Consider the following 23,959-nt stretch of genomic DNA (forward strand, 5'->3'; position numbering starts at 1 on the left):
CACATCGGACGATAGATCAGCGCAACCGTGACCACCTCGTTACCGCACCGGTGTGTCGGATCCGATAGTAGAAGCGGACCTGAGCTGGAGCTTCATCCGGGTGCCGCCACCGGGGCGCGGATGCGCGCTCACCTCGCCGCCCTGCGCCCTGGCCAAGCTCCGCACGATGTAGAGGCCGAGCCCGACGCCGCCGAACCTCCGGCGGTCGCCGGTCTCCACCTGGACGAACCGTTCGAAGATCCGCTCCCGGTCGGCCGGCGCGATCCCCACGCCCTCGTCGTCGACCACCACGACCACCCCGCCGTCCTCGCGCCAGGCGCCGACGCTGATCAGCCCGCCCTGCGGCGAGTACTTGAAGGCGTTCTCCAGGAGCTGGCCGAGCACGATGTCGGTGGCCAGCGGATCGCCCATCACCCACGGCAGGCCCACGGCGATGCCGACCTCGATGCGGTGCCTGTCGGACAGCACCGGCAGCCCGAGCGTGGCCGCGTGCAGCCGCTCGGCCAGGTCGAACGGCTCGTCGCCGACCACCTGCTCCTCCGCCCCCGCTCTGGCGCCGAGCAGCAGGTGGTCCATGAGGCTGCCGAGCGACTTGGCCCGCTCGGCGATCGTGTGCACGGCGGAGCGGCGCTCGGCGTCGCTCAGCTTGTCCCAGCGGGCGTCGAGCGTGCCGGCGAAGCCGCGGACGACCGTGATCGGGGTGCGCAGCTCGTGGCTGGTGGTCGCCAGGAACAGGTCCTTGGCCTCCTCCAGCTCCTTGGCGGCGGTGACGTCGCGGAAGTCGACGACCAGCTCGCCGGTCTCCTCGATGCGCGCGCACACCACGTCCAGCCAGCGCCCGCTCGGCAGCTGGTGGGTGACCTTCTCCCCAGGGCCGGGCAGCGGGAACGGCGGCGGGCCGCCGATGACCTCCTCGGTGCTGACGGCGGTGAGCTCGGCCGCGGCCGGGTTCCACCGCAGCACCCGGCCGTCGCCGTCGAGCACCGCGATGCCGTCGGCGCTGGCGTCGAACACGGCCCGCTCGTGCGCGCGCTGCCGCACCGCCTCCTGGTAGGCGACCGCGTTGCCGACCGCGATCCCGGCGTGCCCGGCCAGCAGCTCCAGCAGCTCCAGCTCCAGGTGGCCGGGCTTGCGCTTGGCGAACAGCGCGTAGAGCGCGCCGTACGGGCGACCGCCGACGGCGGCGAGGCCGAGCGCGATCGTGTGCAGACCCTTCAGCCGCGCCCACACCAGCCGGTCCAGCCCGGCGGACTCCAGCAGCACGGTCCTGCCGGTGCGCAGGAGCGTGCCGACCAGGCTGGTGTCCAGGTCGGTGGTGGCGTCCTTCAGCGAGTCCGGCAGCCGGTAGGTGCTGACCAGGCGCAGCCGGTCGCCCTCGATGAGCACGAACCCGCCCGCGTCGGCCCCGGTCAGCTCGGTGAGGCTGGCCGAGATGCGGTCGAGCACGGCGGGCAGCTCCAGCTCGGCGTTGATGTCGCCGACCACGTCGGTGAGCCTGCGCACCAGCCTCGCGCGGCGCGCCAGGCGGCTCTTGGCCGCGTGGTCGGCCTGCACCAGGTGGTAGACGCAGACGTATCCGGCCGTCGCGCAGCCCACGCGCAGCGCGCTGATGTCGGCCCGCACGTCCAGCACGCCGCCGTCGGCGCGCGCCCGCTTGGTGCGCAGCGACACCTGCCCGCCGGTGCGGACCCGCTCCAGGGCCGCGTGGTGCTCGGCCGCCAGCTCCTCCGGCACGATCGGCGCCCTGCGCCCGAGCACGTCGGCCGCGGGCCAGCCGAAGAGCGCCTCGGCGGCCGCGTTCCAGACCAGGACCGTCTGGTCCCGGTCGATCGCGACGACGGCGTTGGGTGAGCTGTCGAGCACCGCGCGGACCATCTCGTCGTCACTCGCACCCCTTGGGTCCCCCACGACTCCATAGTGCCCGCGGCGTGGCGCTCGCGTCGGGCGATCCGTCCGATACGCTGCGGTCACGGCTTTTTCATGGCGGGTGGAGGTGAAGGCGTGTCGGGCGACCTCGAGGCCCTGCTGCGGGTGACGTCCGACACTTATCGGGGTGACGGCCAGCTCGACGTCGCGCTCGGCACCTACGACGGCGCGGTCGGCAGGCTGGTGCTCGCGGTCACCGCGCGCGGCCTCGTCGCCTGCAGCTACGAGGACGAGCACGTGGTCTTCGAGCGGGTGTCCAACCAGGTGGGCAGCCTCATCGGCACCGACGCCCGGCGGCTCGACCCGGTCCGCCGCGAGCTCGACGCCTACTTCTCCGGCCGGCTCCGCGCCTTCTCCACCCGGGTCGACCTGACCCTCGCCACGCCGTTCGCTCGTACGGTCCTGCAGAAGACGATGGCGGTCCCGTACGGCACGACCACGACGATGGGCCGGATCGGCGAGCTCATCGGCAGGCCGCGCGCGCTGCGCGCGGTCGGCAACGCGCTCGGCGCCAACCCCGTGTGCGTGATCGTGCCGTGTCACCGGGTGGTGCGCGACGACGGCGAGCCCGGCGACTACGCGGGCGGCCCCGCCGCCAAGCGCCATCTGCTCACCGTCGAGCGACGCGGCGCGTGACCAGCCCGATCAGCAGCGTCGCCAGAGCCGCGACGATGGCCGCGCCGAGCGCGCCGTTCATCCACGGCTCCCTGGTGAAGCCGATGACCTCGCGCACCCCGGCCCAGAAGCCGTCCCACGGGGCGACGGTGGGGGTGGAGGTGGTCAGCCAGTACGCCGCGAAGCCGAGCGCCCACGGCACCAGCATCGACCAGCGGGCGGGGGCGTCGGCGTCGGTGTTCCACCGGGCCGCGCCGCCGAGCAGGAAGTAGTCGACGGCCAGCACCGCGAACATCGGCACGAACACCGCGCCGATCACGCCCAGGAACGCGCCGTAGGAGGTCACGTCCACGACCAGCGCGATGGCGACCGTGAGCAGGCCGATGAGGGTGCTGATGATCCGCCGGTCGACGCGCGGCATGAGGTTCTGCAGCGAGACGGTCGTCGAGTAGACGTTCGCGAACGACTGGTCGGCCTCGCGGAGCACCAGGATCGCGAAGAACAGCGCGCCCAGCGGCACCGCCACGAACGGCCCGAACACCGCCGTGCTGTCGGCCGCCACCGCCTCGGCCCCGGCGATCGCGACCGCGTACACGCCCAGGGCCAGGCAGGCGACCTGGGCGAGCGTGTAGCCGCCGACCACGCCGGTGAAGGCCGCCCGGCTGGACCTGGAGTGCCGGGCGAAGTCGGCGGCCAGCGGCACCCACGACACCGACAGCGCGATCACGTAGTCGACGGCCGGGGCGAACGCCTCCCAGGACCCTCCGGTCCGCGGCTGCGCGTCGCCCAGGAACTGCACCGCGAACCAGATCATCGCGATGATCACCAGAACCGTGATGTAGCGCCTGATCAGCCGGACCGCGCCCAGCGGCCAGACGGTCAGCACCGTGGTGATCACCCCGGCGACGATCACCCACACCGCGTACGGGACCGTGTCGCCGAAGATGGCCAGGGCGCCCTGGGCGATCACCCAGAGCTCGAACGCGCCCCAGCCGATCATCTGGATGATGTTGAGCACGGTGGGGAAGTACGACAGCCGCGCCCCGAACAGCCCGCGCAGCAGCACCATCGCGGGCTTGCCGGTCTGCGTGCCGGGAATGGCCGCCAGGCCCACCATGGTGGTGCCGATCAGGCTGCCGACCACGGTCGCGACCAGGGCGGCCGTCACGGTCAGCGGCGCGCCGCCGAGCGGGTCGATCAGGAACAACGCGCCGGAGAAGCCCAGCAGGCTGACCGCCAGGTTGGCCCAGAGCGCGCCCTGGTCGAGCACTCCGAGCGTCTTGGGGGGCTCGCCCTCCAGGGTCAGCGGAACTTCCTCGCCATGGATGGCATGCGACATCGCGCACTCCCTACGCCGGCATTACCCGGACAGGTTCATGCGGTCGGCAGCGGCGTAGCTGCCCTCTCAGCCCGGTTGGCCCCGAGCTCCCGCGGTGGGTCGTCAACAGCCGGAGATCAACTCCGGCTGCCGCCCCCATGATGCACTATTGGTCCCGTTTCGGCCAGTCGGGGTCAGGCGACCATCGGCGGCCGGCCCGTCTCGCTGACCATGGGACGCTTGTCGTGCTCCCAGGCCTGCATGCCGCCGCCCACGTTGACCGCCTCGCGGCCCAGGCGGTTGAGCCAGGCCGCCACCTGCATCGAACGGCCGCCGACGCGGCACACGACGTAGACCGGACGGCCGGAGGGGACCTCGTCGACCCGCGCCTGGATCTGCGTCATCGGGATGTGGACCGCCTCGGGGGCGTGGCCCGCCACCCACTCGTACTCCTCGCGCACGTCGAGCAGGTAGGCGTCGTCGGGCACGTCGCGGACCTCGACCTCGGGAACCGTCATGCGCCCATTCTTACCTGCCGCGCGTCGTGCTCGGCACGCTACTTGAGCAGCTTGGACATGCGGCGGTCGGCCAGCGGCTTGCCGCCGGTCTGGCAGGTGGGACAGTACTGCAGCGAGGAGTCGGCGAAGGACACCTCGCGGATCGTGTCGCCGCAGACGTCGCACGGCTGGCCCGCGCGGTTGTGCACGCGCAGCCCCGACTTCTTCTCCGCCTTGAGGTCCTTGGCCACCAGGCCGCGCGCCCGCTCGACCGCCTCGCGCAGCGTGGTCACGATGGCGTCGTGCAGGTCGGCGATCTGCGCGTCGGTCAGCGTCGCCGCGACCTTGAACGGGGACATCTTCGCGGCGTGCAGCACCTCGTCGGAGTAGGCGTTGCCGATGCCGGCGACGACCTTCTGGTCGCGCAGCAGGCCCTTGATCTGGGTGCGGTTGCCGCCGACGATGCGTTTGAGCGCGGCGACGTCGAAGGACTCGTCGAGGGGGTCGGGGCCGAGCGCGGCGACACCCGGCACCTCGTCCGGATTTTTCACGACATAGACGGCCAGGCGCTTCTGCGTGCCCGCCTCCGTCAGCTCGAACCCCGGCGCCAGCCCGTCGGCGTCGGGCGCGAGCCGCACCCGTACGGCGAGCGGGCCCTTGCCCGGACGGACCGGCCTGGCGCCCGACAGGTCGTCACGCCAGCGCAGCCAGCCCGCCCGGGCCAGGTGGATGACCAGGTGGAGCCCGTCACAGTCGAGGTCGAGGAACTTGCCGTGACGGGACACGCCCGTGACGGTCAGCCCGCCCAGCGCGGTCACCGGCGGGTCGAACGTCTTGAGCGCCTGGAAGGCCACCACGTCGACGCCCGCGATCGTGCGGCCGACCGCCCGCTCGCCCAGGAACGCGGTGAGCGACTCCACCTCGGGAAGTTCAGGCATGCTCTCCAGACTACGCGGCGCTACGGCACGTCCCAGAACGCCAGCTCGTGCGCCATCCCCTCCGTGAACATCGCCTCCGCCCGGTCAGGATCGACGTCCGTCTCGTCGATCATCTGGGCGATCCGCTCGGCCAGCGCGGCGAACCCCGGGTCGGCGTACGTGTCGACCCAGGCCCGGTAGCGCGGCTCGGCGGGCGGGTTCTCCGCCAGGATCCTCCCCAGCGTCGAATATCCCCACATGCACGGATACAGCGCCGCCAGCCCCTCCCCGTACGAGCCCGCGGACTCCAGCAGGAAGGACGTGTACGCGACGCAGGCCGGCCCCTTCACCGCCCCCTCCAGATCGGCCCCGAACTCGGCCGACAGCGAACGGTGCAGATCCAGCTCCTCGTGGTAGGTCGAGTGCGCCAGGTCCACCAGGTCGCCGACGTGCGCGTCAGGAGCCTGCCAGGCCAGCTTGGCGAACACCCGCACGTAGTCGAGCAGGTAGAGGTAGTCCTGCTCCAGCCACGACCGGAACACGGGCTCGGGCAGATCGCCCCGGCCGATCCCGGCAACGGTGGGATGGGCCAGCTGAGCCTCAAGCAGGGGACGGCCGACAGCGTGCAATTTTTCCGAGATGGTCATGCTCGCACGTTAGTGTCAGAGGATGAGCGTGACGATCGCGGAGGAGATCCTCCTTCTCGCCTTCGGCGAGGACGACGGCAGGCAGCTGCTCTCCACCATCCAGCTCGACCCCGCCGTGGCCGGCGCCCTCCTGGCCGAGCTGGCGATCAGCGAGCGCATCACGCTGCGCGACAAGAAGGTGACCGTCCTGGACCCCGCGCCGCTGGGCGACGACGAGCTCGACGCCGCGCTCGCCCGCATCGCCGGCAGCCCGAAGGAGCGCGGGCCCGCCTGGTGGGTGCAGCAGCTGCAGTCGGGCAAGCTCCGCACCCGCCTGCTCACCCGGCTCGCCGCCGCGGGCGTGCTGGCCGAGGAGCGCGGCCGGGTGTTCGGCGTCTTCCGCACCACCCGCTGGCCCGAGCTCGACGGCAGCGTCGAGTCGCGGGTGCGTGAGCGGGTCGCGGGCGCGCTGGGCGGCGCCGAGCCCGACCCGCGTACCGCCGTGCTCATCGCGGTCATGCACGCCGCCAAGCTCGACCGCAAGGCGTTCCCCGGCGCCGACAAGGGCCGGGTCAAGGAGATCGCGGCCGGCGCGTGGGAGGCCGAGGCCGTGGCGCAGACGATCGCCGCGATCAACGCGGGCATCTCGATCGCCGTCACCACGGCCGCCATCACCGCGACGGGCTAACCCGCGTCGAGGATCTCCTTCGGCACCGGCTGGTCGGCGGCCAGCGCCTCGAACAGGGCCAGCGCCTTGGCCCTGTCCCACTTGACGGCCTCGCCGCCCGCGACGTTCTCGGTGCCGCCGAAGGGCACCACCGTGGTCACCGGGCTGTCGCCCATGGCCAGGCCCAGCGAGAGCATGTCGAACACGCCGGTGTCCTCGTCGACCGCCACGGCGTCGGTGGCGCTCATCGCCAGCGGGATCGAGGTGAACGGGTTGATCAGGGTGCCGGGGCTGGCCGCCTTCTTCACCACCGCGCTGAGGAACTGGCGCTGCCGCTTGGTCCGCTCGTAGTCGGGCAGCGCCCCGCCCTTGCGGGTGCGGACGTAGCCGAGCGCCTGGGCGCCGGTGAGGGTCTGGGTGCCCTTCTTGAGCTTCAGGCCCGCCTTGGGGTCGTTGACCGCGGCCCGCACGTTGATCTCGACGCCGCCGACGGCGTCGACGATCTCGACGAAGCCGGCGAAGCCGATCTCCATGTAGTTGTCGACGCGGATGCCCGTGACCGTCTCGACGGTGCGGACCAGGAGCTTGGGCCCGCCGATCGCGTAGGCGGCGTTGAGCTTGTTGCGGCCCTGGCCGGGGACGGTGACGGCGGAGTCGCGCGGCAGGCTGACCAGCGTCGGCCGGTCGCTCCCCTCGGGCAGGTGGAGCAGCATCATCGAGTCGGTGCGCTGGCCCTCGCTGTTGCCGGTGGCGAGCTTCTTGCGCTCGCGGGCCGACAGGCCCTTGCGGCTGTCGGAGCCGACCAGGAGCCAGTTGGTGCCGGGGGTGTCGGCCGGGCGGCCCTCGTAGTCGTCCAGGATCCCGGCGGGCAGCCCGCCCAGCCGCCCGTCGATCCAGAAGAGCATGCCCGCGGCGGTCACCACCAGCGCCACCAGGAGCGCGAGAATGATCTTGAGAACGGTGCCGCCCTTGATCCGCCGGCGCGGCGGCCGCTGTCCGGGCGGCGGGGGCGGCCGGTCGGAGGTGCTCCGCATGGGCCTGACGGGGCTGCTGCCCGACCGGCGCTTGCCGTACACCCGCGAGCTGGACCGCGGCACGTCGTCGGCGACCGGCTGCGGCGGGGGCTGCGGGAAGTGGTGCGCCGGGGCCCCCGCCGCACGCGGCCCGTCCTTGCTGGAAGGCAGCGGGCGACGCTCGCCCGGCGAGCGCATGGCCCGCGTCCGGTCGTCCTCAGCCACGTGGCTCCTTCTTCCCCTTGCTTGACATAGTCGCCCTGACATAGAAGCTACGTCCAACACTTCGCTCAGTGCAGTCCACCGGCCATTGTTCCGCCACGGAAAAGTACGTAGAACCAGGCAGATAAGACCACCGGAAACACAGAGGCCATCCGCATCGTTAGTTTTATGGACCAGCTCTAAAGAAGGGATGATCGTGTCCACTGCGGACCCATGGAGTAGCCGCCCGTGCACATGCACGGGTTCCCCTGAGAGCTCGCAGCGGTGAGCGCCTATCTGGGCCTGATGGCCCTCTTCCTGCTCACAGCCGCGACGGGCTACTTCGTCGCCCAGGAGTTCGCCTTCGTCGCCGTCGACCGGGCCGTCCTGCGCGAGCAGGCCGCGGCCGGTGACCAGGCCGCCGAGAAGGCACTCCGCGTGACCTCACGCCTCTCGTTCATGCTGTCGGGCGCCCAGCTCGGCATCACCGTCACCGCCCTGCTGGTCGGCTTCCTGGCTGAGCCCGCCATCGCCGTGATCGTGCGGCCCTGGCTGACGGACGCCGGCTTCTCCGACGCCCTCATCACCGGGCTCTCCGTCGCCATCGGCGTGGGCGTGGCCACCGTGGTGCAGATGGTGCTCGGCGAGCTAGCGCCGAAGAACCTCGGCATCGCCAGGCCGGAGCAGGTGGCGAAGTTCCTGGCCGGATCGACCCTCGTCTACCTGGCCGTGGTCGGGCCGGTGATCCGGCTGTTCGACTCGGCGGCGACCGGGCTGCTCAGGAAGGTGGGCATCGAGCCCGTCGAGGAGGTGGAGCACGGCGCCACCCCCGAGGAGCTCTCCCGGATCATCGAGGAGTCCACGGAAGCCGGTGAGCTGCCGCCTCGCCTGTCGGAGCTGCTGGAGCGCGCCCTGGAGTTCGGCGACCACACGGCCGAGGAGATCATGGTGCCGCGGCCCCGGGTGGTGGCGCTGCGCGCCGCCCAGCCGATCTCCGAGCTGCTGGAGACCATGCGCCAGTGCGGCCACTCCCGCTACCCGGTGCTCGGCGACGACGGCGACGTGGCCGGCGTGACCGGCGTGCGCGAGCTGCTCGCCTCCGGGATCGAGGAGGGCGCCGTGCGCGACATCACCCGCCCGGCGCTGCTCGTGCCCGACTCGCTGCCGCTCCCCGCGGTGCTCGACCGCATGCGCGTCGCCAAGGACGACATCGCCTGCGTCATCGACGAGTACGGCGGCCTGGCGGGTGTGATCACCGTCGAGGACCTGGCCGAGGAGCTCGTCGGCGAGCTCGTCGACGAGAACGACCCGGACCCGGTGGGCGCCGTGCGGCAGCCCGGCGGCGTCTGGGAGGTGCCCGGCAGGCTGCGGCTCGACGAGGTCGAGCGGGCCACCGGCATCGCGCTGCCGGAAAGCGACGACTACGACACGCTCGGCGGCCTGATCCTGGCCGAGCTGGGCCGGATGCCCGAGCCTGGCGACACGGTGACGGTGCCGACCGTCGTCGAGGCCGACCCGTTCGAGTACGACGACGGCGGCGACCGCCACGTGGCCGAGCTGACCGTGATCTCGCTCAACCGGCGCGTGCCCGAATGGGTGCGGCTGGCGCCCGCCCAGCAGCCCGCGGAGGCGACCCGATGACGATGATCATGATCAGCGTCGCGCTGCTGGCGTTCAACGCGCTGTTCGTCGCCGCCGAGTTCGCCTTCGTGTCCTCCCGGCGGCACCGCCTGGAGGAGATCGCGGCGGGCGGCAACCGGCTCGTCAGGATCGCGGCCAGGTCGGCCGCGGGCGGCAGCCGCCAGCTCTCCCTGATGCTGGCCGGCGCCCAGCTCGGCATCACGCTGTGCACGCTGGGCCTCGGGTACGTGACCGAGCCGGCCATCGAGCACTACCTCGAACCGGTGTTCGCGGCCATCGGCGTGGCAGAGCCGCTGCGCATGCCGATCGCGCTGACGCTCTCGCTGGCCCTGGTGACGTTCCTGCACATGGTGGTGGGCGAGATGGCGCCCAAGTCGTGGGCGCTGACCCACCCCGAGCAGGCGGCGCTGCTGCTCACCCTGCCGTTCAGGGCCTTCACCTCGGTGATGCGGCCGCTGCTGTCGTCGCTCAACGGCCTGACCAACCTCGGCCTGCGGCTCTTCGGGGTGCAGCCGCGCAACGAGCTGGCCACCACCAGGACGCCGCGCCAGCTAGCCATGCTGGTCGGCGAGTCCGGCCGGATGGGCCTGCTCGACCGGGAGGAGCACGACCTACTGACCCGGGCGCTGCGGTTCGAGGCCGAGGGCATCGAGCGCCTCATGGTGCCGATCGGCCGGGCGGTCACCGTACCCCCGCGGGCCGGCACGGCCGAGATCCGGCGCGTGGCGGCCGGCAGCGGCCACCTCAGGCTGCTCGTGAGCGACGGCGGCGAGGTGGCGGGGGTCCTGCACGCCCGTGACGCCCTGCTGGAGCCCGGACGTACGGCGAGCGAGCTCGCCAGGCCGGTGCCGAAGCTGCCGAGCCTCACGCAGGTCCCCGAGGCCGTGGCGGCCCTCCAGGAGGCCCGTGCGCACCTGGCGCTGGTCACCGGGGGCGACGGCGCGGTCATCGGCATGGTGAGCCTCACCGACCTGCTGGGCCAGTTGCTGGACACGCGCAAGCTGGCGGCCTGACCTCGGCTTCGCTCTGAGCGAAAACAATGGGCCCCGGCCGGAAGCGGTTTGAAAGCGAGCTGCAACCGGCCGGGCGTACCTTTCGCCCGGCGGGACGGCCGGGAGGCCGCAAGCGGACAGGGATGTAGAGGAAAAGATGAAGCCCCGGCTCTTGCGAACCGGGGCTCTTCTTCGCCAGGGTGGGTCTGCCGATTTTCATCGACCCTACCGAGGTGGGCGAGGAGGGATTTGAACCCTCACGTCCTTTCGGACACACGGACCTGAACCGTGCGCGTCTGCCGTTCCGCCACCCGCCCTTGTGGGTGCGGAGAAACACTAGCACGTAACAGCCACTGGTACTGAACCCGGATACGATCGCATAAGACACGGGAGCGGAGGAGCTGGGCGCGAGTGCCTCAGGAGCGCCGGGGGCCGCCGCCTCGTGGTTCGAGCGGAGACCGGGCGCCACGCGCGCCGGGGGGCCGCGATCATATGCACGGAGGAAGGGAGGTACCCGGTGGGAGTCCTTCAGCGCTTCGAGCGACGGCTCGAAGGCTTGGTTGAGGGGGCCTTTGCGCGGGCGTTCAAATCTGACCTTCAGCCGGTCGAGGTCGCCAGCGCGGTGCAGCGGGAGATGGACGAGCGGGCGGCGATCGTCGCCCAGGGCCGTACCCTCGTCCCGAACGACTTCGTGGTGGAGCTGTCCACGACCGACGCCGAGCGGCTAGAGGTCTACGCCGACAGCATCAGCCACGAGCTGGCCAACCTCGCCAGGGAGTACGCCAAGGAACAGGGCTACTCCTTCGTGGGACCGGTCCGGGTCCGATTCGAGACGGCGGGCGACCTGGCGGTGGGCTTGTTCCGCATCAGGTCCGGCGTCATCCGGGGCGCGACGGTCGAGCAGGACGAGATCCGCCAGCCGGCGAGCGACCTGCCCCCGTCCCGTCCCAACGCGTTCGGCGGGCGGCCCCGGCTGCTCGTCAGCACCCAGGACGATCCGCAGGGCGACCGCTCCTACGAGCTCACCACGCCGGTGACCTTGCTGGGGCGCGGCACCGACTGCGATCTTCGTCTCGTCGACCCCGGCGTCTCCCGCCACCACGCGGAGCTGCGCGTCGAGGGTCAGCAAGTCGTGCTGGTCGACCTCGGGTCGACCAACGGCACTTTCGTCAACGGCCAGCCGGTACGCAGAATCGAGCTCCAGAACGGCACGCGAGTGACGCTGGGGCGCACGACTCTGGTGTTCCGGCGCGATTAGAGGTAGACAGACGGTCCATGTCCGAGCTCACGCTGCTGCTGATCCGGCTCGCGTTCCTGGCGGTGCTGTGGTTTTTCGTCATTGCCGCAGTCGGCGTGATCCGGACTGACTTGTTCGGGTCACGTACGGCTCCCGCCGGCCCGGGCAAAGGGGCCAAACCGGCCAAGCCCGCGCCCAAGCCCAAGAGCAGGAAGGGGGAACCCCGCCAGCTCATCGTGACAGGTGGCCCGCTGCAAGGCACCACCATTAATCTCACGGAGACGCCCATCACCATTGGCCGGGCGAACGACGCCACGCTGGTAGTCAGCGACGACTACGCATCCAGCCGGCACGCCCGGCTCTTTCCCCAGGACGGTCAGTGGATCGTGGAAGATCTCGGCTCTACCAACGGCACGTATCTCGACCGCTCGAAAGTCACCCGCCCGACCCCGGTGCCGCTCGGTGTTCCGATCCGTGTCGGCAAGACAGTCATTGAATTGCGCAAATGACCATCGCACTCCGCTACGCCGCCCGCTCGGACGTCGGCCTCCTCCGCGAAGGAAACGAGGACTCGGCGTACGCCAGCGGCCGCCTGCTCGCCGTCGCCGACGGCATGGGCGGGCACGCACACGGCGAGGTGGCGAGCTCCGTCGCCATCGCCGCGATGGCCTCTCTCGAAGAGGCCCAGCAGGGGGGTGACCTGCTCAACGCCATCGAGGCAGCCGTACGCGACGCCAATCGCAAGCTGCACGAGATGGTGGGACGGGATCCCAGCCTCAAAGGCATGGGCACCACGCTCACCGCCATGCTCTGGAACGGCACCCAGGTCGCGCTGGTGCACGTCGGCGACTCGCGCGCCTACCTGCTCAGACGCGGGGAGCTCTACCAGATCACCCATGACCACACGCTGGTCCAGCAGCTGGTCGACGACGGGCGCATCACGCCCGAGGAGGCCGCGACGCATCCGCAGCGCTCGATCCTGCTGCGGGCGCTCGACGGCAGCGGCGAGGTCGACCCCGACCTGACGCTGCGCGAGGCGCAGGTTGGCGACCGCTACCTCCTCTGCTCCGACGGGCTGTCCGGGGTGGTGAGCGCGGAGACGCTGCACGCCACGCTGACCAACCTCGACGATCCCGAAGAGGCCGTACGCCAGCTCATCGACCTGGCCAACCGCGGCGGCGGGCCCGACAACATCACGTGCGTGATCGCCGACGTGCTGGAGATCACCGACGGCCAGCAGGTGCCCGTCGAGGCCTCCGTCGTCGGCGCCGCGGGCATGACCCGGCTGCACGGCGGCGAGGAGCCGGCGCCGGGGCGAGCGAGCGCGGTGACCGCTCCCCAGCCGGCCATCACCGATGACGACTACGACGAGCCGGTCGCGCGAGCGTCCCGCAAGTCGGGCAAGCGTCGCCGGGTGTGGCCCGTGCTGGTCACCGTGCTGTCCGTGGCCGCCGTCGTCACGGGCGTCGGCGGCTATTTCGGTTGGAAATGGACGCAGGACCAGTTCTACGTCGGGGCCTGGGCCGACGAAGTGGTCGTCTTCCAGGGCATCCAGCAGGAGGTGGGCCCCGTTCAGTTCTTCAAGGTGGCCCAGCACACCGGCAAGGCCCTGTCCCGGCTCTCGCCGCCCGACCAGGCCCTGGTCAAGGACGGCATCGAGGTCGGCGACGTGGCCGAGGGCCTCACCAAGATCAACACGATGAAGTTCGCGGAACCCACCCCCACCGCGAGCGCGTCGCCATCTCCCACTCCCACAAGGACGAAACCTCAATAGATGAGCGAAGTGGCCGCAGCCCCCGTGCCCATGCCCGCCAAGCGACGCATGGCCCAGCTCGTCATGCTCGCGTTCGCGGTCGTGATCACGATGGGCGCCTACGCCAACGTCGGGCTGGCGATGGACGGGGCGATCCCCTCGGGCATGCTGACGTACGGCTTGAGCCTGGGCGGCCTGATGCTGGCCGCCTACCTCGTGCTCGCCAAGTTCGCGCCGTGGGCCGACCCGCTGATCCTGCCGCTGGTCACGCTGGTCAACGGTCTCGGCCTGGTGATGATCTTCAGGCTGTCGGAGACCGACTCCACGCTGCCGTCGGCCACGCTCGCCTCGCCCAACACCCAGCTGCTGTGGACGCTCATCGGCATCGTGCTGTTCAGCGTCACCCTGATCTTCCTGCGTGACCAGCGCGCCCTGCAGCGGCTCACCTATACCGCCGGCGCGCTGGGGCTGCTGCTGCTGGTCTCGCCGCTGATCCCGTTCCTCGGCCAGGAGATCAACGGCGCCCGCATCTGGATCGGCATCTCCGGGCTGGGTCAGATCCAGCCCGCCGAGTTCGCCAAGCTGGCGCTGGTCGTCTTCTTCGCCGGCTACCTCGTGGCCAAGCGCGACGTGCTCGCCCTGGCCGGGCGGCGGCTGCTCTTCATCGACCTGCCGCGCGCCCGCGACCTCGGCCCGGTGCTCATCACCTGGGGCGTCAGCCTGGGCATCCTGGTCCTGCAGAAGGACCTGGGCTCCTCGCTGCTGCTGTTCGGCACGTTCATCGCGATGCTCTACATCGCCACCCAGCGCATCTCCTGGGTGATCATCGGCATCCTGCTCTTCCTGGGCGGCGCGATCCTGGCCGGCATGGTCTTCGACCACGTCCAGCAGCGCTTCGAGGTCTACCTCGACCCCGCCAACGAGGAGCTCTACAGGGCGGTCGGCGGCAGCGAGCAGCTCATGCAGGGCCTGTTCGCCATGGGATCCGGCGGCATCCTCGGCACCGGGCTCGGCCAGGGCCACCCCGAGCTGATCCCGCTGGCCTTCTCCGACTTCATCTTCCCCGCCACCGGCGAGGAGCTGGGCCTGACGGGCCTGATGGCGATCCTCGTGATCTACGCGCTGATCGTGCAGCGCGGTCTGCGCACCTCGCTCGCCGCCCGCGACCCGTTCACCAAGCTGCTGTCCGCCGGCCTGTCGTTCCTGCTGGCCTGGCAGATCTTCATCATCGTCGGCGGTGTCACCAACCTCATCCCCCTGACCGGCCTGGTCACCCCCTTCATGTCCCAGGGTGGCTCGGCGCTGCTGTCCAACTGGATCCTCATCGCGCTGCTCGTGCGCATGTCCGACGCGGCGCGCAGGCCGCCGCCCCAGGCGATCCAGAACGAAGGAATGACGCAGGTGTTCCAGCGATGAACCGGACTATCAAGCGCGCCGCCGTGGCCTGCCTGGCCATGTTCGGCCTCCTGATGATCAACGTGAACGTCCTCCAGGGCGTCCGCGCGCAGAGTCTGAGCGACGACGCCCGCAACACCCGCAACTTCTACGAGCGGTACGCCGTGCAGCGCGGGCGCATCACCGCGGGCGGCAAGGTCATCGTGGCCCAGTCGAAGGAGACCAAGGGCGACTTCCGCTTCCTCAGGCAGTATCCCGAGGGCCGCCTGTACGCGCACGTGACCGGCTTCTTCTCGCCCGAGAGCGAGTCGGCCATCGAGCGCAGCGAGAACGACCTGCTCGACGGCTCCAGCGCCGACCTGCTGCTGCAGCGCGGCATCGACCTATTCACCGGCGAGCCGACCAGGGGCGCCAACGTCGACCTGACGATCAACCCCGAGGCGCAGAAGGCCGCCTACGACGCGCTGCGCGAGAGCGGCAAGCGCGGCGCCGTGGTGGCGATCGAGCCGAAGACCGGCGGCATCCTCGCCATGGTCTCGCTACCCACCTACGACCCGGCCGAGCTGTCGGGCACCAACAAGTCCGAGGTGTTCGGCCGCTACGACGAGCTGGCCAAGGACAAGAGCCAGCCGCTGCTCAACCGCACCATCGAGAACACCTACCCGCCGGGCTCGACGTTCAAGGTGGTGACCGCCGCCGCCTTCCTGGAGGACGACTCCAGCCGCGGCGCCGACACCACCGTGGACGCCCCGCAGGTGCTCGACCTGCCCAACACCACCGCCGACCTGCCCAACTACGGCGGCGCGGCGTGCGGCTCGGGCCAGGTCACGCTCCGCTTCGCGCTGGAGAGGTCCTGCAACACGCCGTTCGGCAAGATCGGCATCGACCTCGGCCACGAGGCGATGGGCGAGCAGCTGGAGAAGTTCGGCGCGGGCAAGCCGCTGGCCGTCCCGATGTCGGTGGCCAAGAGCGACTTCGGCCCCAAGGAGGACGCGGCGGCCGTCGCCCAGGCCTCCATCGGCCAGCGCAGCAACCAGATGACGCCGCTCCAGATGGCGATGATCGCGGCCGGCATCGCCAACGAGGGCGTGGTCATGAAGCCGTACCTCGTCAACAAGATCACCGACCCCAACGGCGACACGATCGACGAGGCCGACCCCGAGGAGTTCAGCGAGGCGGTCAGCTCCGAGACGGCGGGCGAGCTCACCGACATGATGATCAGCGTCGTGGCCAACGGCACCGCGAACCGCGCGCAGATTCCCGGCGTCCAAGTAGCTGGGAAGACCGGAACCGCCGAGACCGCTCAGGGCCAGCAGCCGCACGCCTGGTTCATCTCGTTCGCCCCCGCGGACGACCCGAAGATCGCGATCGCGGTGATGGTCGAGTCCGGCGCCGTGCGCGGCGGCGGGGAGGCGACGGGTGGCGGAACGGCCGCGCCCATCGCGAAAGCGGTGATGGAGGCGGTGCTGAAGTAATGGACGGTAACGTGCTGAATCATGCGGCTCGGTAACCGCTATCTCCTGATCTCCCGCATCGCCGCCGGCGGCATGGGGGAGGTTTGGCGTGCCCGCGACGAGCTGCTCGGGCGCGAGGTGGCCGTCAAGGTGCTCCACAGCCACATCCACGCCGACCCCGCGTTCCGCGGCCGGTTCCGCAACGAGGCGCGCATCACCGCCGGCCTCGCCGACCCCGGCATCGCGCAGATCTTCGACTACGGCGAGCAGGCCGACCGGGCCTATCTGGTGATGGAGCTGGTGCACGGCGAGCCGCTGTCGACCATCCTGGTCCGCAACGGCCCGCTCGGCGCCGAGGTCACCCTCGACGTGCTCCACCAGACGGCCAAGGCGCTGCACGCCGCCCACTCCTCCGGCGTGATCCACCGCGACATCAAGCCGGGCAACCTGCTGGTGACGCACGAGGGCACGATCAAGGTGACCGACTTCGGCATCGCCAGGGCCATGGAGGCGGCTCCGGTGACGCAGACCGGCACCGTGCTCGGCACCGCCCAGTACGTCAGCCCGGAGCAGGCCCAGGGTCTGCCGCTCACGCCATCGACAGACCTCTACTCCCTGGGCGTGGTGGCCTACGAATGCCTGTCGGGCCGGGCCCCGTTCCACGGCGACAGCGCGGTGGCGATCGCGCTGCGCCACCTCGGCGAGCAGCCGCCGGCGCTGGGCGTCGACGTGCCCGCCCCGGTGCGCGAGCTCGTGGCGGCGCTGCTGGCCAAAGATCCCGCGCAACGGCCCGGCTCCGCGCGGGAGCTGGCCGATCGCGCGTACGTGCTGCGCGAGTCGCTGTCGGCCGGCGGCGCCGACCTCGGCTCGCTGACCGACCCCTCGGGCTTCCCGATCCGTCCCCGCCAGGAAGACCGGACGGCGGACGGGCCCGCGGCCATGGGCGCCGAGCCGGTCACGGAGCTGCAGGAGACGCCGCCGCGGCGCCGGTTCGGGCGGGTGCTGACGACGGCGGCGGCGGCCGGGACCGTCGTGGCCGTGGGTTTCAGCGCGTGGGCGCTCACCCCCGCCCCTCAGACTCCGCCGCTCGTCGTTCCGGAGACGACGACGCCTCCGCTGCCTGCTTCCGACAAGCCCCGGCAGAAGCCCTCACGGACCAAAACCGAGACCCGTCGGCCTCCTGTGGTTACGGTCAAGTCGTCGAGGCCGGTAGCCTCGCCGTCGGCTACGGTAAGCAAGTCGGCTACGCCGACGACGCAGCCGACGCCGAGCCCGACCCCGACCAGGACCCGTACCCCGACCCCCACGCCGACCCCGACCCCCACCACGACGCCGACGACCCCGACACCTTCCGCCTCGCCGGACCCGGGTGACTCGAACCCGCCGAAGGAGGAGACGTGACGCGCCAACGGGTCGATGATGGACACCGGCGGCCGCCCCCCGAGCAGGCCGGCACCAAGATGAACGGTAAGGGACAGTGCAGGAAATGACTCAGCCTCGGCTTCTCGGAGGTCGCTACGAGCTCGACGGTGTCGTCGGGCGCGGCGGCATGGCCGAGGTGTATCGCGCCAGAGACATCCGGCTGGACCGGATCGTCGCGATCAAGACCCTTCGGTCGGACCTGGCCCGTGATCATACCTTCCAGGCCCGTTTCCGCCGTGAGGCCCAGTCTGCGGCGTCGCTGAACCACCCGGCCGTGGTCGCGGTCTACGACACCGGCGAGGACGTCACCGACGGCGCCCCCGTGCCCTACATCGTGATGGAGTACGTCGACGGCAGGACGCTGCGCGACCTGCTCCGCGCCGACCGGCGGCTGATCCCGGAACGCGCGACCGAGCTGGTCGACGGCATCCTGCGCGCGCTCGACTACAGCCACCGCGGCGGCATCGTGCACCGCGACATCAAGCCGGCCAACGTGATGATCACCACGGCCGGCGACGTCAAGGTGATGGACTTCGGCATCGCCCGCGCGATGGCCGACTCGGCCGCGACGATGACGCAGACGGCCCAGGTCATCGGCACCGCCCAGTACCTCTCGCCGGAGCAGGCACGCGGTGAGCGCGTCGACGCCCGCAGCGACATCTACTCAACCGGTTGCGTGCTCTACGAGCTGCTCACCGGCCAGCCGCCGTTCACCGGCGACTCCCCCGTCGCGATCGCCTACCAGCACGTCCGCGAGGAGCCGATCCCGCCGTCGCAGATCGACCCGGAGATCCCCCAGTGGGCCGACGCGATCGTGCTCAAGGCCATGGCCAAGGATCCGGCGCACCGCTACCAGAGCGCGGCCGAGATGCGGGCCGACATCCAGCGCGCCATGTCCGGCATGCCGGTCGACGCCCAGACGATGGCGATGAACGGCTACGGTCAGGGCACCCGCATGATGACGGCCACCCAGGCCGCCACCGGCCCGGCCACCCAGCACTCCAGCGCCGTCCCGCCCTACGAGTACGACGAGGGCGGCGGCCGGGGCGGGCGCCGCCGGGCGAACAACGGCGGCGGCAACGCGGTCAAGACCGCCCTGTGGATCATCATCCCGCTGCTGGTCATCGGTGCCTTCATCACCTTGGGCTACGTCATGTTCAGCGGCGGCGGCAGCCCGACGGCCCCGACCACGGTCAAGGTGCCGGGGCTGGAGGCGAAGACGCGTGAATACGCCGAGAGCCAGCTGAAGCAGCTCGGCCTCACGGCGGAGGTCACCGAGGAGTTCAGCGCCGAGTACGACAAGGACACGGTCATCGAGACCGATCCGGCCGAGGGCACCGAGGTGGAGAAGGGCGCCACGGTCAAGGTCGTGGTCTCCAAGGGCGCGGAGAAGGTGAAGGTCCCCGCCGACCTCATCGGCATGACCACCGAAGAGGCCAACGCCAGGCTGACCGAGCTGGGGCTCAGCAGCACGATCAAGACGCGCGCGTCCAGCCAGCCGGAGGGCAAGGTCTTCCGCACCGATCCCAAGGCCGGCGCCTCGGTCGCCAAGGGCGACACGGTGACCCTCTTCATCCCGAAGGAGGCCGTGGCCGTACCGAGCGTCCAGGGCATGACCGAGGAGGAGGCCCGCCGCACCCTGGAGGAAGCGGGCTTCAAGGTCAAGGTCGTCACCCAGCCGAGCGACCAGGCCCAGGGCACGGTCATCCAGCAGAACCCGGGTGAGGGCGCCAAGCTCCAGCCCAACATGACGGTCACGATCGTCGTGTCGCAGGGCCCGGCGGCCCCCACCCCGACCGAGCAGCCGTCGGACGACTTCCCGACCGACGACTTCCCGACGGACGACGTCCCGACCGACGACGGCGACGACGGCTTCCCGAGCCAGGACGAGCCCCCAGGCGACGTAGGCGACGGCCTAGGCTAAGAAAAGGGCCGCCATCCCACAAAGGATGGCGGCCCTTCACATTAAAAACCCCTCCGCCCCACCAAAAAAGGACCGACTCCAGTGCCCGACCTCCGTACAGGGAAGGTCTTGCGAGGAGCGCCGGTGTCTGGACTGAGGAGAGAGGGAGCGCAGCGACCGAACGACGAGGGAAGACACCGGATCTGAGCGACGAGCCGGCGATCCGAAGGATCGCCAATCAAACACAGCCAAATAGAAGCGCGCCCCCGCCGCTCGGGGGCAACGGCGGGGACGCTCATCTGTCTGTCGCTCTGAGGCTCCGGTTCGTTACAGCGTTTTCTCCAGCCAGTTTCCGAGCAGCCGGTGGCCGTGCTCGGAGAGCACCGACTCGGGGTGGAACTGGACGCCCTCGATGGGCGCGGCGCGGTGGCGCAGGCCCATGATGACGCCGTCGCCGGTGCGGGCGGTGACTTCGAGCTCCTCGGGGACGGTCTCGGGGAGCACGGCCAGCGAGTGGTAGCGGGTCATGCGGACGGGCGAGGGCAACGTCGCGAACACTCCCTTGCCGTCGTGGCTGATCGCGCTGGTGCCGCCGTGCACGAGGTCGGGGGCGCGGGCGACGGTGGCGCCGTAGGCGTGCGCGATGGCCTGGTGGCCGAGGCAGACGCCGAGCAGCGGCTGCCCGCGCCGGGCGGCGTGGCGGACGAGCGGGACGCTGACCCCGGCGGCTTCCGGTGTGCCGGGGCCGGGGCTGATCAGGACGCCGTCATAGCCCTCGGCGTCGTCCACCCGCACCTCGTCGCGGGGCCGCACGTCGCAGCTCGCGCCCAGCACCTTCAGGTATTGGACGATGGTGTGCACGAAACTGTCGTGGTTGTCCACGACCAGCACGCGGGTCATCGGCGCACCGTCACCTCGTCGAGCGTCACAGTGGGTTCCAGGAGCGGGAACACTGAGAACCAGAGTACGGCCATCGCCGTGGCGACCAGCAGGGCGGCCCACAACAGCCGCCGTCCTGGACCGCCGGGGAGCCTGCGCCACAGCCAGCCGTACATCGTCATGCCTTCCTGGGCTCGGTGTCCTTCAGCACCCCGTACACGATCAGCCGTTGCGCCGCCGAGTATTCGGGGTGGCAGGTCGTCAGCGTGATGTACGCCCGGATGGGCCGCAGGCCCGGCATGCCGGGCACCGGGGCGAGCACGTCCACCTCGCCGGGCTCGACGATGTCCTGCGAGGTGACCCGGTAGGTGTAGCGGGCCTCGCGGGCCTCGACCACGAGCTCGTCGCCGCGTTCGAGCTCGTCGACGCGGTTGAACGGGGCCGCGTACGTGGTGCGGTGGCCGGAGACGACGAAGTTGCCGACCTGGCCGGGCATGGCGGTGCCGGGGTAGTGGCCAGGGCCCTTCTTCAGGTGCTCGGCCCGTACGCCCTCGACCACCGCGTAGCGGAAGTCGTCGCCCAGCCTGGGGATGCGCAGCAGCGCCACGGCGTCGCCCAGCTCGACGGCGGGCGGCCGGGCGGCGTTCTCGGCGGCCAGCGCGCGCTGCAGCAACAGCTGCTGGCTCGCCGTGTAGGCGCCGGTGCCCCAGAGCAGATAGGCGCAGAAGAGCGCCAGAACCAGGCCGGCGGTGATGCTCAGCTCCCCCGTGGTCCGCAGCACGATCCGCACCCGACCAGGGTAAGCGGGACGACTCCGGCCGCCGGGGATCGCCATCCCGTGCGCGTGGCGACTATCCTGGGGCTCGCTACCACTACCCTTTACGCAGAGCCTGCGGACGATCCGGAAGCCCAGGCCCTCAGCAGGAGTCATCCAGTGCCCAAGCCCAAGACGCGCAAGAAGGCGGTTTACACCCCGCCGCAGAAGACCCAGCAGATCAAGGTCAGCCCTCGCTGGCTGGCGCCGACGATGGTCGCCGCGTGGATCATCGGCATCCTGTGGATCGCCACCTACTACGTGGCCCCGCGGGCGCCCTTCATCGGCGATCTGCAGAACTGGAACCTGCTGATCGGGTTTGTTTTCATCATCTTCGGTGTGGTTCTTTCCACCCGCTGGCGCTAGTTCTTTTCCACAGCTTTTCCACAGCTGGGGACGTCAGCCCAGGAACGCCATGGTGATCATGGGAATTCTGACGACCACGAGCACGGCGAGCAGCACGACGAACCCCGCGACCGCAGCCGCCTGCCACACGGCGCGGTTCTCCCGGGGCGCGTAGGCCAGCGCCGCCGACAGCGCTGCCCCGGTGACCAGGCCGCCGATGTGGCCGGTCCAGCTGATGCCGGGGACGATGAAGGTGATGGCCAGGTTGATCGCGATCAGCACGGCGATGCCGCGCACGTCCAGGTTCAGCCTGCGCCCCACCACGAACACCGCGCCGAACAGGCCGAAGATGGCTCCCGAGGCGCCGACGGTGAGGATGCGCGGGTTGTCCATCCACAGCCCGAGGACCGACCCGCCGAGCGCGCTCACCAGATAGAGCGCGACGAAGCGGACGTGTCCGAACGCCCGCTCCAGGTAGGGCCCGATCACGTAGAGGGCCCAGCTGTTGAACAGGATGTGGAACATCCCGCCGTGCACGAACGCGGCGGTGATCAGCCGGTAGTACTCGTCGCCCAGGGCCACGAAGAGGGAGTTCATGCCCAGGAGGCGCTGGATGTCCGGCACGAAGTACTGCGCGACGAAGACGAGCACGTTGGCCGCCAGGATGGTCCACGTCACGTAGGGAGCGCGGACCACCGCGCCGCCGAACGTCGACTTCGCCTGCCGGATCCCCCGGTTGCCCTCGGCCACGCACTCGGGACATTGGAACCCCACTGCCGCGTCGCGCATGCAGTCGGGGCAGATGGGCCGGTCGCACCGCTGGCAGCGGACCCACGTCTCCCTGTCGGGGTGCCGGTAGCACGTGGGGACCGTCTCCGCGGGCTGCTCGGGCTGCGAGGGCGGGAGGGGCGGCTGGCTGGTCATGCCCGCAGCCTAAAGCCTGCGGGCCACTCCCGCGTCCGCTGCTCGGACGGGGTGACGCCGCCTCCCGCGTGCCGCGCCGGCGCGGCCCGGCTTCCGGGAAGGGGGGCCTGGCAGAGCGCAGTAACCCGGAAGGCCGGACAGGCGGCCGCGCGTCAGGCCGGGACGCGGTCGATGGTGACCGACTCCAGGACGACTTCCTCGACCGGCTTGTCGTTGCGCCCGGTCTTGGTCTTGGAGATGGCGTCGACGACGTCCTGCCCCTCGACGACCTCTCCGAAGATCGTGTGGCGGCCGTTGAGGTGCGGCGTGGGCACGGTGGTGATGAAGAACTGCGACCCGTTGGTGCCCTTCCCCATCTTCTTGCCCGCGTTGGCCATGGCCAGCAGGTAGGGACGGTTGAAGTAGAGCTCGGGGTGGATCTCGTCGTCGAACTCGTAGCCCGGCCCGCCGAAGCCCTCACCGAGCGGGTCGCCGCCCTGGATCATGAAGTTGGGGATGACACGGTGGAAGATCGTGCCGTCGTAGTAGCGGTCGTTGCTCTTCTCGCCGGAGCCCGGGTGGGTCCACTCGCGGGAGCCTTCGGCCAGCTCCACGAAGTTTCGCACCGTCTTGGGGGCTCTGTTGGGAAAGAGCTCGACCTTGATCATGCCGCGATTGGTCTGCAGATTCGCAATCAGCTTCTCAGCCACGAGACAGCTGCCTTCCTCTATGCACAGGGTGGAATTGTGGTGTTTTGACAACCATGGCCCTAAGGCCTCCGCTGCCATCCTCCCACGGCGGGCCATGATTGAGCCGCTTTGTATCGGGAAGGTCACGCGCGGGGCCCCAACGACAGGGGAGGTAGTCGTGTCCCTGACACTGAGAAGACGACGCCGCGTGGTCATAGAAGTGCCCACCACGTGGCAGGGCCGGATGAAGGCCCAGGCCATGAAAACCGGCGCGCGCATGGCGCCGATGGCCGACCAGGCCAAGCTGGCCGCCAACAGGCGGGTCGACGACGCCCGGATGTGGGCTGCACCCAGGCTGAAGAAGGCCGCCCACCGGGTCGAGGACCAACTCGCACCGGCAGTCAGCTCGATGCTGAACGACGCCGCGATCCGGGTCAGCCCGGTCCGGCGGCAGCAGTCGCGGCGCTGGCCGACGGCCGTCCTGGTGACCGGTCTCGCCATCGGCGCGGCCGGCTTCATGTTCTACCGGCGTAACGCCCAGCAGTGGACCGAGCACATGAAGGACTCCGCGTCCGACGCGTCTCGCTGGGCACACGAGCGGTCCGACAGGGCCGTCCAGTCCACGGGCCCGGCCGGCGCGCCGGTGTCCGAGACGACGGATGAGGCATCTCACCGGATGCCATGATCCGCGATGAAGGCGCGCCCCCGGTTCCGGGGGCGCGCCTTTTCGTCTGTTCGTACGTGACATTCAT

24 protein-coding genes, 1 tRNA gene and 1 riboswitch are annotated in these 23,959 nt (G+C 70.6%); of the genes, 13 read left to right on the top strand and 12 right to left on the bottom strand.

The window, feature by feature from the left end:
- Positions 1–39: 39 nt before the first annotated feature.
- Positions 40–1,875 (bottom strand): GAF domain-containing sensor histidine kinase, encoded by a 1,836-nt coding sequence (locus ACZ6YG_RS34885; protein WP_466020427.1) that lies wholly within the window; start codon positions 1,873–1,875, stop codon positions 40–42.
- 126 nt (positions 1,876–2,001) lie between these two features.
- Here ACZ6YG_RS34885 and ACZ6YG_RS34890 point away from each other — a divergent pair, with 126 nt between their 5' ends.
- On the top strand, positions 2,002–2,562 hold the full coding sequence (locus ACZ6YG_RS34890; RefSeq protein ID WP_308249210.1) for a methylated-DNA--[protein]-cysteine S-methyltransferase: 561 nt from the start codon (positions 2,002–2,004) through the stop codon (positions 2,560–2,562).
- Here ACZ6YG_RS34890 and ACZ6YG_RS34895 read toward each other — a convergent pair.
- The 4 genes from ACZ6YG_RS34895 to ACZ6YG_RS34910 all read right to left on the bottom strand — a co-directional run bounded on the left by ACZ6YG_RS34895 (position 2,537) and on the right by ACZ6YG_RS34910 (position 5,920).
- A complete protein-coding gene (locus tag ACZ6YG_RS34895) occupies positions 2,537–3,880 on the bottom strand; it encodes a purine-cytosine permease family protein (RefSeq protein ID WP_148036061.1) in 1,344 nt (447 codons plus the stop codon). The genes ACZ6YG_RS34890 and ACZ6YG_RS34895 overlap by 26 nt on opposite strands.
- Positions 3,871–3,983, bottom strand: a riboswitch (TPP riboswitch). (Overlaps the previous gene by 10 nt.)
- A gap of 70 nt (positions 3,984–4,053) precedes the next feature.
- Positions 4,054–4,377 carry a rhodanese-like domain-containing protein gene (locus ACZ6YG_RS34900; protein ID WP_364233767.1) on the bottom strand — a complete coding sequence of 108 codons (324 nt, stop codon included), beginning with the start codon at positions 4,375–4,377 and terminating at the stop codon, positions 4,054–4,056.
- A gap of 38 nt (positions 4,378–4,415) precedes the next feature.
- Positions 4,416–5,294, bottom strand: coding sequence for an Fpg/Nei family DNA glycosylase (locus ACZ6YG_RS34905; RefSeq protein WP_466020357.1), 879 nt, complete (start codon positions 5,292–5,294; stop codon positions 4,416–4,418).
- A gap of 20 nt (positions 5,295–5,314) precedes the next feature.
- Positions 5,315–5,920 (bottom strand): TenA family protein, encoded by a 606-nt coding sequence (locus tag ACZ6YG_RS34910; protein ID WP_148036058.1) that lies wholly within the window; start codon positions 5,918–5,920, stop codon positions 5,315–5,317.
- A gap of 22 nt (positions 5,921–5,942) precedes the next feature.
- Here ACZ6YG_RS34910 and ACZ6YG_RS34915 point away from each other — a divergent pair, with 22 nt between their 5' ends.
- Complete coding sequence (locus ACZ6YG_RS34915; protein WP_397196523.1) at positions 5,943–6,587, top strand: GOLPH3/VPS74 family protein; 645 nt, start codon at positions 5,943–5,945, stop codon at positions 6,585–6,587.
- On the opposite strand, the gene ACZ6YG_RS34920 is transcribed toward ACZ6YG_RS34915, so the two are convergent.
- On the bottom strand, positions 6,584–7,804 hold the full coding sequence (locus ACZ6YG_RS34920; protein WP_466020358.1) for an LCP family protein: 1,221 nt from the start codon (positions 7,802–7,804) through the stop codon (positions 6,584–6,586). The two genes, ACZ6YG_RS34915 and ACZ6YG_RS34920, sit on opposite strands and share 4 nt — an antisense overlap.
- Before the next feature lie 261 nt (positions 7,805–8,065).
- Here ACZ6YG_RS34920 and ACZ6YG_RS34925 point away from each other — a divergent pair, with 261 nt between their 5' ends.
- Together ACZ6YG_RS34925 and ACZ6YG_RS34930 are read left to right on the top strand one after the other, a co-directional pair.
- Positions 8,066–9,421, top strand: a complete 1,356-nt coding sequence (locus ACZ6YG_RS34925; protein WP_271276253.1) for a hemolysin family protein — start codon at positions 8,066–8,068, stop codon at positions 9,419–9,421.
- Entirely contained in the window at positions 9,418–10,434 is a 1,017-nt protein-coding gene (locus ACZ6YG_RS34930) for a hemolysin family protein (protein ID WP_219550773.1), read from the top strand. The genes ACZ6YG_RS34925 and ACZ6YG_RS34930 overlap by 4 nt, the downstream gene beginning before the upstream one ends.
- 213 nt (positions 10,435–10,647) lie before the next feature.
- Here the strand turns inward: ACZ6YG_RS34930 and ACZ6YG_RS34935 are convergent.
- A tRNA-Leu gene (locus ACZ6YG_RS34935) sits at positions 10,648–10,730 on the bottom strand.
- Between the two features lie 200 nt (positions 10,731–10,930).
- On the opposite strand from ACZ6YG_RS34935, the gene ACZ6YG_RS34940 reads away from it, so the two are divergent.
- The 7 genes from ACZ6YG_RS34940 (at position 10,931) to pknB (ending at position 19,598) form a co-directional block, all read left to right on the top strand.
- A complete protein-coding gene (locus tag ACZ6YG_RS34940; protein ID WP_219550775.1) occupies positions 10,931–11,671 on the top strand; it encodes an FhaA domain-containing protein in 741 nt (246 codons plus the stop codon).
- Positions 11,672–11,688: 17 nt separating this feature from the next.
- Entirely contained in the window at positions 11,689–12,159 is a 471-nt protein-coding gene (locus tag ACZ6YG_RS34945; protein ID WP_148036053.1) for an FHA domain-containing protein FhaB/FipA, read from the top strand.
- The gene (locus tag ACZ6YG_RS34950; RefSeq protein WP_148036052.1) at positions 12,156–13,424 is read left to right on the top strand and encodes a Stp1/IreP family PP2C-type Ser/Thr phosphatase; all 1,269 of its coding nucleotides are present in this window, start codon (positions 12,156–12,158) and stop codon (positions 13,422–13,424) included. Before ACZ6YG_RS34945 ends, ACZ6YG_RS34950 begins: the two co-directional genes overlap by 4 nt.
- Entirely contained in the window at positions 13,425–14,819 is a 1,395-nt protein-coding gene (locus tag ACZ6YG_RS34955; RefSeq protein WP_222709256.1) for an FtsW/RodA/SpoVE family cell cycle protein, read from the top strand.
- Entirely contained in the window at positions 14,816–16,273 is a 1,458-nt protein-coding gene (locus tag ACZ6YG_RS34960) for a peptidoglycan D,D-transpeptidase FtsI family protein (RefSeq protein WP_466020359.1), read from the top strand. Before ACZ6YG_RS34955 ends, ACZ6YG_RS34960 begins: the two co-directional genes overlap by 4 nt.
- A 21-nt stretch (positions 16,274–16,294) precedes the next feature.
- A complete protein-coding gene (locus ACZ6YG_RS34965; RefSeq protein WP_466020360.1) occupies positions 16,295–17,653 on the top strand; it encodes a serine/threonine-protein kinase in 1,359 nt (452 codons plus the stop codon).
- A gap of 85 nt (positions 17,654–17,738) precedes the next feature.
- A complete protein-coding gene (pknB, locus tag ACZ6YG_RS34970) occupies positions 17,739–19,598 on the top strand; it encodes a Stk1 family PASTA domain-containing Ser/Thr kinase (protein WP_148036049.1) in 1,860 nt (619 codons plus the stop codon).
- A 306-nt stretch (positions 19,599–19,904) separates the two neighbouring features.
- Here the strand turns inward: pknB and ACZ6YG_RS34975 are convergent, their stop codons facing one another.
- Genes ACZ6YG_RS34975 through ACZ6YG_RS34985 form a run of 3 tightly spaced genes read right to left on the bottom strand, consistent with a single transcriptional unit; the run spans position 19,905 to position 21,246 of the window.
- Positions 19,905–20,477 carry an anthranilate synthase component II gene (locus ACZ6YG_RS34975; RefSeq protein WP_466020361.1) on the bottom strand — a complete coding sequence of 191 codons (573 nt, stop codon included), beginning with the start codon at positions 20,475–20,477 and terminating at the stop codon, positions 19,905–19,907.
- Complete coding sequence (locus ACZ6YG_RS34980; protein ID WP_187281666.1) at positions 20,474–20,638, bottom strand: hypothetical protein; 165 nt, start codon at positions 20,636–20,638, stop codon at positions 20,474–20,476. Before ACZ6YG_RS34980 ends, ACZ6YG_RS34975 begins: the two co-directional genes overlap by 4 nt.
- Positions 20,635–21,246, bottom strand: a complete 612-nt coding sequence (locus tag ACZ6YG_RS34985; protein ID WP_466020362.1) for a class E sortase — start codon at positions 21,244–21,246, stop codon at positions 20,635–20,637. Before ACZ6YG_RS34985 ends, ACZ6YG_RS34980 begins: the two co-directional genes overlap by 4 nt.
- A 144-nt stretch (positions 21,247–21,390) precedes the next feature.
- Between ACZ6YG_RS34985 and ACZ6YG_RS34990 the strand changes: the two genes are divergently transcribed.
- Positions 21,391–21,636: a cell division protein CrgA gene (locus tag ACZ6YG_RS34990; RefSeq protein WP_271276249.1), complete on the top strand. Its 246-nt coding sequence runs from the start codon at positions 21,391–21,393 to the stop codon at positions 21,634–21,636.
- Between the two features lie 33 nt (positions 21,637–21,669).
- On the opposite strand, the gene ACZ6YG_RS34995 is transcribed toward ACZ6YG_RS34990, so the two are convergent.
- Entirely contained in the window at positions 21,670–22,539 is an 870-nt protein-coding gene (locus ACZ6YG_RS34995) for a rhomboid family intramembrane serine protease (protein WP_466020363.1), read from the bottom strand.
- A 152-nt stretch (positions 22,540–22,691) separates the two neighbouring features.
- A complete protein-coding gene (locus ACZ6YG_RS35000; RefSeq protein ID WP_364233786.1) occupies positions 22,692–23,228 on the bottom strand; it encodes a peptidylprolyl isomerase in 537 nt (178 codons plus the stop codon).
- 157 nt (positions 23,229–23,385) lie between these two features.
- Between ACZ6YG_RS35000 and ACZ6YG_RS35005 the strand changes: the two genes are divergently transcribed.
- Positions 23,386–23,892, top strand: coding sequence for a hypothetical protein (locus ACZ6YG_RS35005; protein WP_148036044.1), 507 nt, complete (start codon positions 23,386–23,388; stop codon positions 23,890–23,892).
- Positions 23,893–23,959: the final 67 nt, after the last annotated feature.

The sequence above is a fragment of the Nonomuraea sp. NPDC054003 genome (assembly GCF_055585125.1).

Bases quoted from the DNA above. Each gene is read 5' to 3' on its own strand.
- ACZ6YG_RS34960 (WP_466020359.1), top strand. From the start codon at position 14,816: ATGAACCGGACTATCAAGCGCGCCGCCGTGGCCTGCCTGGCCATGTTC.
- ACZ6YG_RS34915 (WP_397196523.1), top strand. From the start codon at position 5,943: ATGAGCGTGACGATCGCGGAGGAGATCCTCCTTCTCGCCTTCGGCGAG.
- ACZ6YG_RS34980 (WP_187281666.1), bottom strand. From the start codon at position 20,638: ATGACGATGTACGGCTGGCTGTGGCGCAGGCTCCCCGGCGGTCCAGGA.
- ACZ6YG_RS34930 (WP_219550773.1), top strand. From the start codon at position 9,418: ATGACGATGATCATGATCAGCGTCGCGCTGCTGGCGTTCAACGCGCTG.
- ACZ6YG_RS34995 (WP_466020363.1), bottom strand. From the start codon at position 22,539: ATGACCAGCCAGCCGCCCCTCCCGCCCTCGCAGCCCGAGCAGCCCGCG.
- ACZ6YG_RS34955 (WP_222709256.1), top strand. From the start codon at position 13,425: ATGAGCGAAGTGGCCGCAGCCCCCGTGCCCATGCCCGCCAAGCGACGC.
- ACZ6YG_RS34895 (WP_148036061.1), bottom strand. From the start codon at position 3,880: ATGTCGCATGCCATCCATGGCGAGGAAGTTCCGCTGACCCTGGAGGGC.
- ACZ6YG_RS34885 (WP_466020427.1), bottom strand. From the start codon at position 1,875: ATGGTCCGCGCGGTGCTCGACAGCTCACCCAACGCCGTCGTCGCGATC.
- ACZ6YG_RS34975 (WP_466020361.1), bottom strand. From the start codon at position 20,477: ATGACCCGCGTGCTGGTCGTGGACAACCACGACAGTTTCGTGCACACC.
- ACZ6YG_RS34910 (WP_148036058.1), bottom strand. From the start codon at position 5,920: ATGACCATCTCGGAAAAATTGCACGCTGTCGGCCGTCCCCTGCTTGAG.
- ACZ6YG_RS34945 (WP_148036053.1), top strand. From the start codon at position 11,689: ATGTCCGAGCTCACGCTGCTGCTGATCCGGCTCGCGTTCCTGGCGGTG.
- pknB (WP_148036049.1), top strand. From the start codon at position 17,739: ATGACTCAGCCTCGGCTTCTCGGAGGTCGCTACGAGCTCGACGGTGTC.
- ACZ6YG_RS34905 (WP_466020357.1), bottom strand. From the start codon at position 5,294: ATGCCTGAACTTCCCGAGGTGGAGTCGCTCACCGCGTTCCTGGGCGAG.
- ACZ6YG_RS34900 (WP_364233767.1), bottom strand. From the start codon at position 4,377: ATGACGGTTCCCGAGGTCGAGGTCCGCGACGTGCCCGACGACGCCTAC.
- ACZ6YG_RS34965 (WP_466020360.1), top strand. From the start codon at position 16,295: ATGCGGCTCGGTAACCGCTATCTCCTGATCTCCCGCATCGCCGCCGGC.
- ACZ6YG_RS34950 (WP_148036052.1), top strand. From the start codon at position 12,156: ATGACCATCGCACTCCGCTACGCCGCCCGCTCGGACGTCGGCCTCCTC.